The sequence below is a fragment of the Bdellovibrionales bacterium genome (genome assembly GCA_019750295.1).
Lineage (GTDB): Bacteria > Bdellovibrionota > Bdellovibrionia > Bdellovibrionales > JAGQZY01 > JAIEOS01.
The window spans coordinates 25,267-39,080 of the sequence record JAIEOS010000012.1; the positions used below are offsets into that span (position 1 = coordinate 25,267).

20 protein-coding genes and 1 other RNA gene are annotated in these 13,814 nt (G+C 48.3%); 6 read left to right on the plus strand and 15 right to left on the minus strand.

Annotated features, from left to right (window positions below; translation table 11 throughout):
• Positions 1 to 104: 104 nt before the first annotated feature.
• From K2Q26_03620 to K2Q26_03660, 9 genes are all read right to left on the minus strand, one after another.
• Positions 105 to 728, minus strand: a complete 624-nt coding sequence (locus K2Q26_03620) for a hypothetical protein (GenBank protein ID MBY0314582.1) — start codon at positions 726 to 728, stop codon at positions 105 to 107.
• A complete protein-coding gene (locus tag K2Q26_03625; GenBank protein ID MBY0314583.1) occupies positions 718 to 936 on the minus strand; it encodes a hypothetical protein in 219 nt (72 codons plus the stop codon). The genes K2Q26_03620 and K2Q26_03625 overlap by 11 nt, the downstream gene beginning before the upstream one ends.
• 87 nt (positions 937 to 1,023) lie before the next feature.
• Positions 1,024 to 1,695, minus strand: a complete 672-nt coding sequence (locus K2Q26_03630; GenBank protein MBY0314584.1) for a hypothetical protein — start codon at positions 1,693 to 1,695, stop codon at positions 1,024 to 1,026.
• A 222-nt stretch (positions 1,696 to 1,917) separates the two neighbouring features.
• Positions 1,918 to 2,523, minus strand: a complete 606-nt coding sequence (locus K2Q26_03635; GenBank protein MBY0314585.1) for a tyrosine-type recombinase/integrase — start codon at positions 2,521 to 2,523, stop codon at positions 1,918 to 1,920.
• Between the two features lie 263 nt (positions 2,524 to 2,786).
• Positions 2,787 to 3,149 (minus strand): hypothetical protein, encoded by a 363-nt coding sequence (locus K2Q26_03640; GenBank protein MBY0314586.1) that lies wholly within the window; start codon positions 3,147 to 3,149, stop codon positions 2,787 to 2,789.
• Positions 3,150 to 3,194: 45 nt separating this feature from the next.
• A complete protein-coding gene (locus K2Q26_03645) occupies positions 3,195 to 3,413 on the minus strand; it encodes a helix-turn-helix domain-containing protein (protein MBY0314587.1) in 219 nt (72 codons plus the stop codon).
• 289 nt (positions 3,414 to 3,702) lie between these two features.
• Positions 3,703 to 4,311 carry a hypothetical protein gene (locus K2Q26_03650; GenBank protein MBY0314588.1) on the minus strand — a complete coding sequence of 203 codons (609 nt, stop codon included), beginning with the start codon at positions 4,309 to 4,311 and terminating at the stop codon, positions 3,703 to 3,705.
• 22 nt (positions 4,312 to 4,333) lie between these two features.
• Positions 4,334 to 5,110, minus strand: coding sequence for a hypothetical protein (locus K2Q26_03655; GenBank protein ID MBY0314589.1), 777 nt, complete (start codon positions 5,108 to 5,110; stop codon positions 4,334 to 4,336).
• A gap of 4 nt (positions 5,111 to 5,114) precedes the next feature.
• A complete protein-coding gene (locus tag K2Q26_03660; GenBank protein MBY0314590.1) occupies positions 5,115 to 5,471 on the minus strand; it encodes a helix-turn-helix domain-containing protein in 357 nt (118 codons plus the stop codon).
• Positions 5,472 to 5,686: 215 nt separating this feature from the next.
• Here K2Q26_03660 and K2Q26_03665 point away from each other — a divergent pair, with 215 nt between their 5' ends.
• On the plus strand, positions 5,687 to 6,115 hold the full coding sequence (locus K2Q26_03665; GenBank protein MBY0314591.1) for a hypothetical protein: 429 nt from the start codon (positions 5,687 to 5,689) through the stop codon (positions 6,113 to 6,115).
• A 13-nt stretch (positions 6,116 to 6,128) separates the two neighbouring features.
• On the opposite strand, the gene K2Q26_03670 is transcribed toward K2Q26_03665, so the two are convergent.
• The 3 genes from K2Q26_03670 to ssrA form a co-directional block, all read right to left on the minus strand.
• The gene (locus tag K2Q26_03670; GenBank protein ID MBY0314592.1) at positions 6,129 to 7,253 is read right to left on the minus strand and encodes a hypothetical protein; all 1,125 of its coding nucleotides are present in this window, start codon (positions 7,251 to 7,253) and stop codon (positions 6,129 to 6,131) included.
• Positions 7,254 to 7,299: 46 nt separating this feature from the next.
• Positions 7,300 to 7,665 (minus strand): helix-turn-helix domain-containing protein, encoded by a 366-nt coding sequence (locus K2Q26_03675; protein ID MBY0314593.1) that lies wholly within the window; start codon positions 7,663 to 7,665, stop codon positions 7,300 to 7,302.
• 244 nt (positions 7,666 to 7,909) lie between these two features.
• Positions 7,910 to 8,260, minus strand: a transfer-messenger RNA (tmRNA) gene (gene ssrA / locus K2Q26_03680).
• 198 nt (positions 8,261 to 8,458) lie between these two features.
• On the opposite strand from ssrA, the gene K2Q26_03685 reads away from it, so the two are divergent.
• Entirely contained in the window at positions 8,459 to 8,998 is a 540-nt protein-coding gene (locus K2Q26_03685; GenBank protein ID MBY0314594.1) for a hypothetical protein, read from the plus strand.
• A 4-nt stretch (positions 8,999 to 9,002) separates the two neighbouring features.
• Here the strand turns inward: K2Q26_03685 and K2Q26_03690 are convergent, their stop codons facing one another.
• Entirely contained in the window at positions 9,003 to 9,833 is an 831-nt protein-coding gene (locus K2Q26_03690; protein ID MBY0314595.1) for an NAD(P)H-hydrate dehydratase, read from the minus strand.
• Between the two features lie 134 nt (positions 9,834 to 9,967).
• On the opposite strand from K2Q26_03690, the gene K2Q26_03695 reads away from it, so the two are divergent.
• Positions 9,968 to 10,609 carry an NAD(P)H-dependent oxidoreductase gene (locus K2Q26_03695; protein MBY0314596.1) on the plus strand — a complete coding sequence of 214 codons (642 nt, stop codon included), beginning with the start codon at positions 9,968 to 9,970 and terminating at the stop codon, positions 10,607 to 10,609.
• 2 nt (positions 10,610 to 10,611) lie between these two features.
• Here K2Q26_03695 and K2Q26_03700 read toward each other — a convergent pair whose 3' ends face one another.
• Positions 10,612 to 11,163 carry a TetR/AcrR family transcriptional regulator gene (locus K2Q26_03700; GenBank protein ID MBY0314597.1) on the minus strand — a complete coding sequence of 184 codons (552 nt, stop codon included), beginning with the start codon at positions 11,161 to 11,163 and terminating at the stop codon, positions 10,612 to 10,614.
• A 110-nt stretch (positions 11,164 to 11,273) separates the two neighbouring features.
• On the opposite strand from K2Q26_03700, the gene K2Q26_03705 reads away from it, so the two are divergent.
• Positions 11,274 to 12,023: an SDR family oxidoreductase gene (locus K2Q26_03705; protein ID MBY0314598.1), complete on the plus strand. Its 750-nt coding sequence runs from the start codon at positions 11,274 to 11,276 to the stop codon at positions 12,021 to 12,023.
• Complete coding sequence (locus K2Q26_03710) at positions 12,010 to 12,168, plus strand: hypothetical protein (protein ID MBY0314599.1); 159 nt, start codon at positions 12,010 to 12,012, stop codon at positions 12,166 to 12,168. The genes K2Q26_03705 and K2Q26_03710 overlap by 14 nt, the downstream gene beginning before the upstream one ends.
• Before the next feature lie 5 nt (positions 12,169 to 12,173).
• Here K2Q26_03710 and K2Q26_03715 read toward each other — a convergent pair whose 3' ends face one another.
• Positions 12,174 to 12,473, minus strand: coding sequence for a DUF4156 domain-containing protein (locus K2Q26_03715; protein MBY0314600.1), 300 nt, complete (start codon positions 12,471 to 12,473; stop codon positions 12,174 to 12,176).
• 47 nt (positions 12,474 to 12,520) lie between these two features.
• Between K2Q26_03715 and K2Q26_03720 the strand changes: the two genes are divergently transcribed.
• Positions 12,521 to 13,732 (plus strand): KamA family radical SAM protein, encoded by a 1,212-nt coding sequence (locus K2Q26_03720; GenBank protein ID MBY0314601.1) that lies wholly within the window; start codon positions 12,521 to 12,523, stop codon positions 13,730 to 13,732.
• Positions 13,733 to 13,814: the final 82 nt, after the last annotated feature.

Here is a 13,814-nt window from a genome sequence, read left to right on the forward strand (position 1 = left end):
CTCCTGCTGTAGGCGAGCTGTCCTGACCTCGGCCGTTTCAGTAAGAACAATTCGCTCACGTTCATGGTTTTTCAGGCCACGTTTATGGGCAAATTCGGCTTGCTCTATGAGTTGATTGCCTTTCTGCGCTGCTTTTCGGTACCATTAAATTGAATGGTGATCTGGTCGACAATTGTATTGATTAAACCTGCGCGATCGCCATGCCGCTCAAAAAAAGTTTCAATGAGAGACGGAAGTTCACTAAACGCCTCACGAACATTCTGCGATAAGATTGTCCGAACTTTTTCGATAAAATGAGAGACATCTTTTGTCTCTTCTGCGAAGGAAGAGAAATCACTTTTTTCTTTCTTCTTTTCTTTTTGGGCCGAACTTTCTCCGGAGTCGCGCTCCTTTCGCTTGGCGTATTCATCAGCAATTTCAACAATGTTGGGAATGTTGATCGAAAGTTTACCCTCAAGTAACGTATAGACTACTGCTCCGTTACTTCTGGCTATATCAAGGACTAACTGAAAGGTGTCCTTAGCGTTATGATGGAGATCAACTTCTCGAAGCCAATCCTCTTCTGGCATGACAAGCGCGAAACTATTCCCCTGACCAGCTTTGTATTTTTCGCAGACTGTATCTACCAGGTTTTGATAAACTGATACGGCCTTGTGACCCTTACTCCTTTTGAGTTCACGATAAAGTTGGCTGCGACGAAAATCGGTGAAGCGGCGGCTATATCTCATCGTTCCCCCGTCTCATATCATTTTCTTTCTGCTTCGACGTAAGGACGGCATAACGTCCAAACCCAGAGCTGCCGAAAATCTGAAGAACACGTCTTCGGATCAGCGGCCACGCATCTGTATTGCCATAACTGGCTTCGAGCAAATCAAGGAGATTGCGACGGGTGTAATTGATAAATTCTTCGAGGGGTTGGTCTTCAAACTGATCCATGCCACAATCTCCTTGCCGTAAATGCGAACGAGATCGGTTATGCAGGAGAATGGATTTTCAATCCAATTAAGGAAGAAACTCTCTCGATTAACGATGCGGCGGGGTGAAGAAGCACCAAGGAGCAAGGGCTGTAATCTCATCGAAGCCGTCAACCTTACCCTTCAAACTTGCAGACTGAAGGGTATCGCTTCTACCTGTTGCAAATATATCGTGAAAGATCGGACTGAACTCAGTTGGCATCATCCCCAAGGTCTTCAGATAGTGATGACAAACAATGTATTCCACCAACTGAGCTTGTCGAAGACTTCGCATAGCACTCTCCGACGAGGTGGGCTCCTGACTAGTAAGAAACCGCATCACCTGATCTTGGCTAGCAAAAGGGTTCAGGACAAAGACTGGCTGCTCATCTGGCAATAAAATGTCGCCCCAATCTTGGAGGTACTTCCATTTTGGAAGAGGTCGGACGGCTTTATATTCGAAGCATGGCGATAAGTCCGTTCCGTCATCGTCGCGTTCATGGGGTAGAACCTCAAGCTGGTAGTCAACCGTCGTTGATAAACACCAAGCGTTTGCAAAAAACATTGGTAGCTCACCTGAGTCGTCATTCGCCGCATCCACTTTCAATTTGTCGTAGCTTGTCCGATACTTTTTATTGAATCTAAGGAACTGCCAAATCAACTGAGCGCGAAGCCCATCAACTCTCCCAGAATATGGCAAATCAATTTCGAGACCCGCAAGGGTCTTGAAGAACTCCTTCATAGTGCCTCCTACCGCACTCCTAAAAATCAAACTGTGCCAGGTCGGTTAGGATACCGACTCTTCAAGCCGTCGCTCTAGGCACATGGCCTTATATCGTAAATGAACCATGTTGAGCAACTGTCGGTTCCACTGTGTCCTGGGCCAAAAAATTCACAATTTTAGCGAGAGCCCAGAGTGAGTCCGAGTGGTAGAGGAGAATCCTAAAAAAAGACACCCGGGGGGTCACAACACAGCATCCACTCGAACTTGAGTTTGCTCAGTGAAGTGCAAGTACATCGCGGTGATCGTCGGCGATGAGTGACCTAGGATCTTCTGGACCTCGGCGAGATTGAACCCGTTGTTCAGGAGGAAGGTCGCAAAGTGATGGCGCAGGCTGTGGTAATTGATTGATCGCTTGATGTTGCATCTCAACCTCCAATAAGTGAATCTTCGCGCAACTGCATGGCGGGTGAATGGCTTACCGTTGCGGTTCAAGAACAAGAATGACTCTGGATTCACGGATTGGTTCATCACGCCAACTTTGATTCGGATCAGTTCATCAATGGCGGCACGACCTCGCTTACCGATTGGAATTACGCGGAGCTTGCGACCCTTGCCGATCACCTTTAAGGAGTTCTCGGCGATGTCACCGATCTTGATACTCGCAGCCTCTGAAACCCGAAGCCCGGTCAGTGAACCGATCAAGATCAAAAAGTAGTCGTTGATGAAATGGATATGCCGAGCAGTTCGTAGGGACTGGTCCATCGATGGCTTGATCGTTTTCAAAATGAGTCTGAGTTCGGACTCGGAGAGGATCTTATCTTCGGTCAGAGCGTAATTCTGGTTCAATTTGAACCTCCTTGTGACCGTAGTTATCGGATCACAAGATTAGCTTCCCAACTGATAACGGGTTCGGCACCGGGCAAGATCGGACCGATTTGACCACTACCGGAACCACCACAGAAAGCACATGGTTAGAAGGATAGTTATCATTCCCCATGTTCTGGTAACTGGAATGAAGTGAACCAGCGAAATTCAATGTTCGGGCCCGACGGCGAGGGTCGCTGGCCAACGCATCAGGAGAGAGCGTTTACGCTCGAATAAATCGATGTCTATGATCCGAAAAGGCCGCCAGACTTCTCCAACTTGGGGAGATGGCCAAAGGGCATCGGTTCCTCCGGAGCCAAGTTGCGCTTGTCTTGTTGTTGGCCCGCGATGAACCGAATGTGGTCCTCTCTCTTCCACGTCTGGGCCTCTACTCCGTCAAAGGCACGGAACAAAGCCGCCATGATTTTGAGATCACCCATCTCAAGTTCTGTCAGCGTGTTGAATGAAACTGGCAAGTGCTCTCGAAAATACCGGCGACGGTACCAGCGAAAAAAGCGGTTCACTTCGTTCGATGCTTTCTTGGGATTCCTTGGTTTGCGTCGCATCTTTGGACCGAACGGATCTAGTATTCTATCTCTTACGTTCATACCCCCTCCTTGGTTTTTTATTTTATCAAAAGGGGCATGGACAGTCTATCGCAGCGGCACTATGAACAGAGACTCGACGGAACGCACCTTCAGAGTTCTTCGCAGTTTGATCGCAAGATCGACTCTCGGCATGGTTTCACCTTTTTCAAGTTGAACGATTGTCTCACGGCTTACACCAACTCGGCGAGCCAGCTCGGATTGCGTGAGTTGGTCGTTCATATGCTTCTCGTTGTAGAACTCTCTGGCTGCTCTCAATGGATTCATCTTCACCCCCTGCTAAAAGTGTAAACCAAAGTTCACTTTTAGGTAAATTCGCATACCGTCTCGGGTAGGGCGAGCTTCCGGGGTTTTGAAATTGAAAGGCCATACCCCTATGCCCTAAGTGGCTCGACAAAAACAAGTGAGGTTTCAGCCAATTACGGATTCGCCCTTGCGAAAGCACACCTAAAAACAATGCTTTTTCAAGTATGGCGGCCAGTGACGGTGAATGTCCGGATGTGTCCGGTTTGAAGGACCTTCTTCACGAAAAATTGCTAGAATTTGTCGGTACCAATTACTTGCCAGTTGGGCTCCGTTCAAACTGTCTTTGCGCCTCCTCTTTGGAGAGTTCTCGGTACTGTTCAAGTCGTTCGGATGTCTGAAATGGTTTGAAGTTTGCCGGATAGCTTTCATTGAGTTTTGCCACCGCCTCATCCCACTTCGGGTAGAAGCCAGCTTCGCTGGACTCCGCATCGGTTTGTATCGCCGTAATCACTTCGCCAGTATTCGCATCCATGATCGAAAGGTATTGCCGGCAAACTTGATACCACCTCCCGATAAGCCACCCCTGTTCCTTCTTGCACTGAGCATGAGCAACAACAATCCCACCAACGCCATAGAGTTTGCCCCAGTGGGCCCACTTCTCACGGTCTTCATACCGGTCAGACTCTTCACGGTGAAGCCGTTGCTGTTCGGTTTTGATGGCCCTGAAACCACTGGAGCGATCAACAACGAACCACTTGCCGGAATCCACAAGGGCTTGCTGGATCATCACATGATGTTCGGCAGGTATCGAGTCTGGGTCGATCATTACTCTCATTGTCTTGTCGGTCCATTTGGTTCGCGGTGTGGATGCGCAGCCAAGCAAGCAGGCTAATCCTAAAATGCATACTGTCAGCTTCATAACATTCTCCTCATTTTTCAGCTTACCGAGCTTCACCGCTCCACTTAGAATCAAAACCGCCACCAAGGGCGGCCGGACTTTTCAAAGCGGTCGGAAGTTTTGATCCAGTAAAGGCAAGGTCGCCCAAGCATTGCCTTGGGGCCTCTAAGAAGATGACTTTGCGACCTTGATAGTCGCCGTGGATGTAACTCACCCATTGCATGAAATCGAATTTGATCTTCAGGTTGTCGAAGCAATCCCTGAATTGAGGAGGAACACGCAACCACAGGTTCCCCTGATCGCCGTCGCCGTACTTGAACATATAGTAGCCGCCTTCTGGGTCCCATGATTCAACCTTGCTATCCAACTGATCGACGGCCAGTTGAAAGATGTATCGTTTGCGTTTTGAAGGCGGTGACATATCAGCGAAATCTTCTTTGCCAGCTTCTTGCTTGGGGAGTGGTTGGAATTTCTGATGCTTTACCGAAAACTCCCACTGCTTGTAGAGGAAGATGTCTGTGGTTTGCCCGCCGGGTGGCTTTGTTCTGTACGGCTTTTCGATGGTGTCGGCATGGTTTGGATCATCTCCGTCCACAATGACAACGCTCTCCTTGAGTAAACGGTAGCGTTTTTGGTCAGGCGTTTCGTTTGCCTTTACAAATTCGTCCATCTTCTTTCTGGACTCTTCCATTTTCTTGATTTTCTCTAACCGCTCTTGCTCTCGCTTCTGGATGATCTTTTGAACGAGGCCCTCATCGGCAAATGCTTGAGTCCCGATGACTAGGCCAAGTAGAAATACGATGATTGTCTTAGCTATCATTTTGCTACTCCTGTTTCTTTCTGCGGAGCCGCCGGGCGCTGATTTCAAAGACCCCGCTGAACATGGGGTCATCTTCGCCTTCAAACAATTCGGCGAGTGATACGTTTTGAAGATCGACCCGGCTATGAATCCCGGTTAAAAGCCACTGGAAGTCGCAACTCAAAGCCCTACATAGTTTTTCAATTTTCAAATGATCGTGTGGGAGAGAATTACCTGAAACCCAGTCCGACATTGTAGCCGGAGTTACCTCGGCCATCGCTGCGGCAGCCTTTTGTGAAATCCCGCGCTCCGCAAGAATCGAACTTAGATTCTTACAGAAGGGACTTTCGATTTTTTTTCTCATGGGTTTTTGTTTTGCCAACGGCGAACTCCTCCACGAATCTTCTCGGCATCTCAAAATCAACCTAGAGGTCAGTTTCGGAGAACCGAACCGATTCGCTTCTCCTAATCTTCACCGTGCCGAACCCAATAAGCACCGCTGTGAACCAACGTGAACCGTGACATTTCATCAACGCAAATTTATGATCCTCGAACTAAATTGGTTTGAACTATTGTGAGAATCTTCTCAGCGGAGAAATGAAAATCGAGCTCGTTGATTTTGAATCATTCAGACAGAACTCTTATCGCGGCCGCCTTCGGCAACTTTATCTTCGCATTGATGCAACGGCACCTAGTTATGATCTCGGGACCGAAAAACGAAAGACGTTTTTTGTGACAGCTCAGGGTGAGTTCATCTCTGTTTTGCGGCTCAAACGACAAACATCCATCGAATCCGTCGCACAGTTTCTGAAAGTCTCGATCAACGATGTTGAGAAGATCGAACTTGGAGAGGCGAAGCTCGATGACCGTGACTTTTTCAGGCTATGCACCTTTTTAGGGGGCGAAGTTGAGGCTTCAGTTTTTATTGAGAAAATGGAGAAGGTGATGACTCCCGGAATGAGAGATGCAAGACGGAGTCTTAGCAAGTCACTCCGAAGCTACGGGATTACCTTTGCCGACGAGTGACCGCCCCACAGAATTAGTCCTCAAACTTCTTCACAGCTTTTTCTTCAACGGCTAGAACACCGTTCATTGGAGCATTGCGGATGTTGAAAAGGCGCGTGCGAATGTCATGTGCGCAGGCTTGATGAAAAGAGTCGATGTGACTTCCGACGTACACGAGAAAGTTTGCGAGATCATATGCAGAAACCATTTTGATTAGATCTCGGTACGTCATATCTGAATCGACATGAGCGGCAAACTTGTTTCTGATTTCTCTGACTTCAGATTCCATAGTCAAATTTCTTGAATTAGCAGAAGCCAATAAAATATGGTGCCCTTTGTATTGACCGTTCTGCCATTTGGACAAAAGACTTTCGTGTCTTGCCTCATCATATAAGTTGTCGATTAAGCTGAAAGCATCCACAACCATGAGTGACCACACGACTTCATGCAAGAGGTCAATTTTTTGAGAAAAATGAGTCAGACCCGAAAGCATATCGAGAAAATCAATAACACTCAAAATAGCCATCGCCTTTTCTTGATCCGGGTGACAGGCGAGCATACCTAAAGTATTCCCTCTGGTAAGCGCAAGAGAATCTGACGACATCGTCGGCGAAGATCCCTCTGGAACTGTTGCAGAATTAAATTCCTGTATAACGGAGTCAATCTTGGCATGGTCGGAAGCCTGCCATTTGAATCTTAATGGTACCGATAAGATCGACATCACCTCAATCATATCGTCTACGAATACATCAATGCTAAGAAGATCAACTGCATTCCAATTGTCGATGATCGAATCTATTGTTTCTTCTTGGCGATGCGCAGAGACCTTGTCACGTATCGACTCATAGATCCCACGGTAATCACGATCCAGACGAGTGAACTTTTCATCGAGCTGATCTCTGATTTTTTTGTCAATGTGAGATGATTTGAAAAGAGAGTTCTTGAGCCGTCGCCCAAGTTCAATGAATGAGTCCACTTGAAGATAAACCGCTCGTGCGATTACACGTTTGTGATAGTCGCTCTTGAGGGCTGAGACCGCTCGCCGTGTTGCCTCCGCTCTACGAGCCAAATATGAAATCTTTGAAAGCAAATTGAATTCCGCAGGAGGAAGAGTTTCGACAATTGTTTTGCCTTTTGGTGGCGGGGGATTCGAATTCAAGCTGCTCTCCTTTGCGATCACACATGCATTTGTAACCTCTATGCTATCAGGATAGGAGACCACGTGCCACCGCGAGCACCGTTTCAACTTCCTTATCTCGCATCCGTTTGAGCAGTTCCCCAATCTCCAACCTTGGGTCAGGCCGTTCAACAAAAGTATTCAACCGTTCAAAGTATGCCGTGGCCTTCACTCCGTAGGCATGGATGAGTCGCTTCAACTTCTCACCCTTGGGCACATCCATGCGCCCGGTCTCTACTTGGGCGATGTAGCTGTCAGAAACTCCAATCAATGCGGCAGCCTTTATCATCGAAATTCCGCGCTCATGCCGAATCTGTTTCAGTAACCTCGCCGCCGGAGTCATCACGATCCGGTCACTCCGCTTTTTGGTTCGATACTTCCTCGTTCCGCTCATCATTTTTTGCCTCTTAGTCAGGTTTTTTGTCTAAGTGCTTAGATACGTCCGCAGACGGCCGCTCGGCACGGCAAAACCGACCAGAAAATGGCTGCGGACACCCCTTACTAGGGTTGAGATGACCCAGGGTCGAATCATCGAGTCGCTGCTGCCACCGAAGGTAACTCGTTAAATTTCGTGATGTTGTTTGAAAAAAGGAACCCAAACATCCGCTGCGGACATCTGGGTTCTAAAACTGGTGTATTGGTGGAGGCGCCGGGAATTGAACCCGGGTCCGCAAGTGATTCACGTTAAGACAAGCTACAAGTTTAGTCGGTATTTAATGACGGCTGACAACTTCTATCGACAAACTTTGTCAGCCCTTGCACCGAAAGATTTAAAAAGTTGAGCTCGGAACAACACTCAACTCTCGATGTGGCATTAGTTATACTTCCACCAGCGTCACCACCGAACACCGATTTCAGCATCAGCTTTTAATTAAGCTGCAAAAGCGAATTGATCGCCAGATAAAACAATGCACGTTTTTAACGAGGTCCACATGCGCCCCGACTTGCTTCCTAAGCTTCACGACCCACGTCGAAGCCAGTACGCCCCCACGGACGTAACTCAATACCTATACCATAATCTGTGTCTCATAGCTAGTTCGGCAAGCTCTCCCCGAGGAAATGGCCAGAATTCCCCGTGGGGGTGAATTGCGGTGCAATTTGGTGGCCCTTTTCAATTGAGATCGAAGCTATCGGGGGGTTACCGGAGCATGGCCTTTGCAACTCTTAAGGGAAGCAAAGGAGAATTTATGAAACATTTTATTAAGAAAACTCTGTCCTTCTCGATCGCCCTATTATGGGTGGCGGCCGAATCGATCGCACAAACGGGTGGAGCGGCGGGCGGCGCACCCACAGGCGGAGCAGCACCGGCCGGTGGAACAGTTCCCGCAGCGGCGAACACGTCGGCACCTCCGGGAGCGGCATTTCCTCCTCCGGGACAACCTTCGACGAGTACATCCTCGACGGGTACGACTCAACCCAATCCCATTCAGAACCCTCGGCAGAACAATCAGACGAGCGGAAATATTCGTCCCAATGGGAGCACCTCCGCGACGCCTTCCAGCAGTACGTCCACCTCTGGTTTTTCGAGCCCCGGTAACGATGCGGCGGGGAATTCGATGAGTCCTAATCCAGGGAAAACTCAAAGCTCTACCGCTCCTGGTGCGCCTCAGGGGTCCAACACCCCGGGCACAAACACCGTGAATAATAGCTTAGGTGTTGCGCCCGATGCGGCCGCACGCACAAATTCGAATTCCAAATCGAACTCGAATCCGCAGCAGCGTCGATAACTAATTATCGGAGCTTGGCCAAGATTTTTGGAAGAGCATCGATCAGATCGGTGGCGAGCAGGCTTAAAATATCTTTTTGATCTTTAAGCCACTCGTCAGCGACATTTCCGTGCACAAAGGCCGCAAGGGGTGCAGCCTCTTGGGCGGTTAACCCCTGCGCCACAAGAGCTGCGATCATTCCGGTTAACGTATCGCCGGTTCCCGCTTTGGCGAGAGCCGCATTTCCCGATTGAATTTCGAAATACTTCCCTCGACTGGCCACAAGAGTTTTGTGCCCCTTTAAAATCACAGTGCAATGGAGCTTCTTCTCTGCGAGCAAAATCGCTGCCTTGCGATTCTTGCGAATCTTGTCGGAAGACCATCCGATCAGTCGCGATAGCTCTCCTTCGTGGGGAGTTGCTATCCACGAGGCGGGGAGGGGAAGGAGTTTGTATTCGGAGCAAATATTTAAAGCATCGGCATCAATCACCACGTGTTGGGCTTTGGCTCGAAGAAGTGCTTTTAGAAGTTTTAAGCTGTGTTTGGATTTTCCTAAGCCGGGGCCAATGGCGATACTCGCTTCGTTGAAGTTTAATTTTAAAAACTTAGTCCACGGCATTGTTAAAAAATTAGGATGTTTGAAGGTGGGGAAACTTTCTCCGTGGCTCACAACATAGGTGTAGCCTGAGCCCATGCGCGCGGCCGCGGTGGCCGCTAAAACGGCAGCGCCGAACATTCCTTTTGAGCCCCCAATAATATACGTCTTTCCGGCAGAGCTCTTATTGTCGGTGGATTTCCGTTTCGGGAGAAGCTTTCGCGCCGCTTTAAGATCAAATTTGAGGAAGGAGTCTTTCATAGCACCAACCTAATGGAGCCAACTCCGCAGTTCAACAATGAAACATAGAGTCTTTAGCCAAAGACCTCCAAAATCTTGCGAGCTCCTTGACTGATTCTGGGGAGTCACTAGATTAAAGGAATCAGGAGAACATTATGACCAGCAAAGAAATTCAAGCCGCTCTCGACTGGCGCTACGCCGTTAAAAAATTTGATGCCACTCGAAAAATTTCCCCCGCCGATTGGAAAATCATCGAAGAATCGATGGTCAAATCTCCTTCGTCCTACGGACTGCAGCCGTGGAAGTTTATCGTTGTGACCGATCAAACGCTTAAAGATCAACTGCGACCTCTCTCGTGGAATCAGTCTCAAGTTTCGGACTGCTCCCACTATGTGGTGATGCTCTATAAAAAGAAGATGGATGTCGCTTTTATTGATCGTCATATTCATCGCATGGCCGAAGTGCGAGGGGCAACGTTGGACTCTCTGGCCGGTTTTAAGAATTCCGTGGTGGGAGATCTCATCAATGGTCCTCGCTCAGAAGTGATTGGCCCGTGGGCGCAAAGACAAGTCTATATCGCCATGGGATTTATGATGACCGCAGCGGCACTCCTCAACATCGATACCTGCCCGATGGAAGGCATCAGTCCTGCGGACTACGATAAAGTTCTTGGTCTTGAGAATTCCGAATGGGCAACGGTCGCCACGGTGGCTGTGGGTTATCGCCATCCGGAGGATCGCTTCTCGAAACTCCCTAAAGTGCGATTTCGAGACAATGAAGTGATCGAATATCGTTAAGTCTATTGGCTTTGAATCATTTTTAAAAAATGTTCGATTTCGTTTTTAAACTCGCAAGGTCCACCCAGGTTTGTCTTTAAGGCAATCCCTTGGTGGAACGTCATTATCATATCCGCAAGAATTTGCGCTTTGGCCGAAGGAATATTTTCGGCCTTGAGATTTTTTAGAATTAAATTTTTAGTGTACGCCAGCTTTTCCGTCACGTGGGTCTTCGCTTTTGCCGGAAGAATATTATAATCGCGAATTGTGTTCACCAAAAAGCAACCCTTAGGTCCTTTGGGGCAATTCGATTTTGTGAGTAAGTTCTTTATGTTTCCCCAACCGAGCGGTTCGGACGTCATCAGCTCTTCGATTCCACTGGTGTCGGAGTATTGTTTGAGGCATTCGACAAACATTTCGTCTTTGCCGTTAAACTCCGAATAAAGACCCGATTTATTAACCCCAGTCGCTTTTTCTAAATCCTGGACGCTGGTCTTTGCATAGCCTTGCGTCCAGAAAAGCTCTCTGGCTCGATTTAACACATCCTGTAGGTCGTAGTTTTTGACTCGTCCCATATTTAATCAAGCTAACATAAAAAACCGATCGGTTCAATATTTTTCTTGCGGATGCCGTAAAGGCTGTTATATTGAACCAAACGGTTCAATAAAGAACGAAAGGAAACAAAATGAATAAACTCCAAGGGAAAGTTGCATTAGTCACGGGCGGGAACTCAGGGATCGGTCTGGCCACGGCCAAACTCTATAAAGATCACGGCGCTCAAGTGGTGATCACCGCGCGCTCACAAGACACCTACGAAAAGGCGAAGGCCGAGTACGGCGGCATCTTCGATATCGTGCGCACCGATATTAGCCAGCCTCAAGAATTAGATCGCCTCTACACCCACATCAAGGAAAAATATGGAAAGCTCGACGTGCTCTTCGCAAATGCGGGAATTGCCAAATTTGCTCCCACCACCGAATCCTCTCCGGAGTTTTTCGATAGTCAGTTTGATACAAATGTTCGTGGGTTGTACTTTACCGTTCAAAAAGCTCTCCCTCTACTCAGCCCTGGCAGCGCAGTTGTTCTTAATGCTTCTGTTGCTGCTGTAAAAGGAATTCCAGGAAGCTCGGTGTATTCCGCTACGAAAGCCGCCGTGAGAAGTTTTGCGCGCTCGTGGACGGCGGAAATTCCTGTGACCTCCGTGCGCTTTAATGTTCTATCGCCCGGTCCCATCGAAACGCCCATTTTCGAAAAAACAGGAATGTCTCCCAAAGAGGTCGGTGAGTTTACCACCAACATGGCGGCCACAGTTCCTATCAAGAGATTGGGACGCTCCGAAGAGATGGCTAAGGTCGCGCTCTTTTTAGCCAGCGATGATTCAAGTTATATCGCAGGAGCCGATATCACTGCCGATGGTGGTTATGGACAAGTTTAATGCGGAAAAAGCGGCCACAAGTTTTGTGGCCCTCGTTTCAGATCCAAGAATTTCGGGGAACTCGAATCCAAAGACGAGCTTCTTTAAGATACTCTTGAGAAAAATGCGCGGCAAAAGTAAAAAAATTGCCGAGCATATGGCGTAATTCATTTAATCGCAAAAATAAGCGGTGCCGTTGACAGATTGGCCGAGAGAGCCGGTCTGTTGAATGGTCACGAAGTTAGCGCCTTTGCGAGCAGCATCGAGCTTGAGATCCTCAAGGGCGTCTTCGAAAGTTCCCTTTACCGTCTTGACGCGGCCTTCGACTTTTCCGAGATCGCGACAGTTTTTACCGGCCTCTTCGCGGCTGACTTCGACGTTTTTGGCTTCGGGTTTAATCGGGTGACTGCTGCAATTTACGAGGGTTACAGCGAAGATTCCCGTAAGGGCGAATATAACTAATGCTCGCATAAGGTGCTCCTATTGTTTTTGCGCGGGTTCCTATGTATAAGCCGATGATGGCCTTTAAATTTCTCTCAGTCACGCCCAGAATTTCTGTCGATCCACAGCAATGGATGGACTGGTCGTGGCAAATGCGCAAAGGCCTAAAAACTCAAGGGGACTACGCGCAGTATTTTACTCTAACCCCCGATGAGCAGCAGGGCTTTGCGCAGTCGCAAAACATCTTTCGCGCGCAAACCACGCCCTATTATGCGTCTCTGGCCTCGGCAGACAATGCCTTTGATCCCATCCGCCGAATTCTTATACCGAGTCGCGAAGAGTTTGAAGGCAGCGGGCAAAGCCCCGCTCAGCAAATGCTCGATCCCTTAGGGGAGCGGAAAGCATCTAACAATCCCACCGCGCGCGTGGTGCATCGGTATTCGGATCGCGTTTTATTTTTAGTGACTGATCTTTGTAGTGTGTATTGTCGCTACTGCACACGCAAACATTTCACCGCCACCGATCAAGCGTTTTTAAACTCAAAAGAGTACGCCGATGCTTTAGACTATATTCGTTCGCACAAAGGAGTGCGCGAGGTGATCTTCTCGGGCGGAGATCCCCTCACGTTATCAGACAGTATCGTCGAGCGGATTTTAAGTGATGTGAGGCGTATCGAGCACATCGAAATCATTCGCGTCCATTCGCGCATGCCGGTGGTGGCTCCTATGCGCATCACTGATGCGCTTGTTAAAATTCTACAAAAGAATAAACCGGTGTATTTGATCACTCACTTTAATCATCCCAAGGAGATCACCGCAGAATCCGCCATGGCTGTGGAAAAGCTGGTGGATCACGGTATACCCACACTCAATCAAATGGTTTTATTAAACGGTGTAAACAATCATCCCGCAATTATTCAGGCACTGTCGCGACGCTTGCTGTATCTCCGTGTGAAGCCCTACTACATGTTCCAGTGCGATCCTTCGCAGGGGACCGATCATCTGCGAACTTCCATTGAGGACTCTCTCGAGATTCAAAAAGAACTCTGGGGACATCTCTCGGGCCTTGCGATGCCGACGTACATCGTGGATATTCCCGACGGCGGCGGTAAAGCCGCGCTCACTCCCAACTTTCAAGTGGCTCAAGAGGGTCATGTAAGAAAGTTTAAAGGCTGGGACGGGGTCGAAGCCCAATATGTAAGTCCCGCCAAAATTATTAAACCCATCGACGCCGAAGATTATCTCGAAGAGTGGGAGATCTTAAAGTCCGGGAAAAAAATTAAGTGGTGATATTTCTTAGAAATTTAGTCTAATCTTTTAAGAGATCTTGCGGCAGCAAAGCACTGGACAAAGGTTTACTGTTTTATAAATA

What these genes read in the sequence shown, in the direction of transcription:
- K2Q26_03700 (MBY0314597.1), bottom strand. Translation starts at nt 11,163, where the DNA reads ATGGGACGAGTCAAAAACTACGACCTACAGGATGTGTTAAATCGAGCC.
- K2Q26_03690 (MBY0314595.1), bottom strand. Translation starts at nt 9,833, where the DNA reads ATGAAAGACTCCTTCCTCAAATTTGATCTTAAAGCGGCGCGAAAGCTT.
- K2Q26_03620 (MBY0314582.1), bottom strand. Translation starts at nt 728, where the DNA reads ATGAGATATAGCCGCCGCTTCACCGATTTTCGTCGCAGCCAACTTTAT.
- K2Q26_03695 (MBY0314596.1), top strand. Translation starts at nt 9,968, where the DNA reads ATGACCAGCAAAGAAATTCAAGCCGCTCTCGACTGGCGCTACGCCGTT.
- K2Q26_03685 (MBY0314594.1), top strand. Translation starts at nt 8,459, where the DNA reads ATGAAACATTTTATTAAGAAAACTCTGTCCTTCTCGATCGCCCTATTA.
- K2Q26_03665 (MBY0314591.1), top strand. Translation starts at nt 5,687, where the DNA reads ATGAAAATCGAGCTCGTTGATTTTGAATCATTCAGACAGAACTCTTAT.
- K2Q26_03655 (MBY0314589.1), bottom strand. Translation starts at nt 5,110, where the DNA reads ATGATAGCTAAGACAATCATCGTATTTCTACTTGGCCTAGTCATCGGG.
- K2Q26_03715 (MBY0314600.1), bottom strand. Translation starts at nt 12,473, where the DNA reads ATGCGAGCATTAGTTATATTCGCCCTTACGGGAATCTTCGCTGTAACC.
- K2Q26_03650 (MBY0314588.1), bottom strand. Translation starts at nt 4,311, where the DNA reads ATGAAGCTGACAGTATGCATTTTAGGATTAGCCTGCTTGCTTGGCTGC.
- K2Q26_03705 (MBY0314598.1), top strand. Translation starts at nt 11,274, where the DNA reads ATGAATAAACTCCAAGGGAAAGTTGCATTAGTCACGGGCGGGAACTCA.
- K2Q26_03710 (MBY0314599.1), top strand. Translation starts at nt 12,010, where the DNA reads ATGGACAAGTTTAATGCGGAAAAAGCGGCCACAAGTTTTGTGGCCCTC.
- K2Q26_03625 (MBY0314583.1), bottom strand. Translation starts at nt 936, where the DNA reads ATGGATCAGTTTGAAGACCAACCCCTCGAAGAATTTATCAATTACACC.
- K2Q26_03645 (MBY0314587.1), bottom strand. Translation starts at nt 3,413, where the DNA reads ATGAATCCATTGAGAGCAGCCAGAGAGTTCTACAACGAGAAGCATATG.
- K2Q26_03630 (MBY0314584.1), bottom strand. Translation starts at nt 1,695, where the DNA reads ATGAAGGAGTTCTTCAAGACCCTTGCGGGTCTCGAAATTGATTTGCCA.
- K2Q26_03720 (MBY0314601.1), top strand. Translation starts at nt 12,521, where the DNA reads ATGGCCTTTAAATTTCTCTCAGTCACGCCCAGAATTTCTGTCGATCCA.
- K2Q26_03675 (MBY0314593.1), bottom strand. Translation starts at nt 7,665, where the DNA reads ATGAGCGGAACGAGGAAGTATCGAACCAAAAAGCGGAGTGACCGGATC.
- K2Q26_03640 (MBY0314586.1), bottom strand. Translation starts at nt 3,149, where the DNA reads ATGAACGTAAGAGATAGAATACTAGATCCGTTCGGTCCAAAGATGCGA.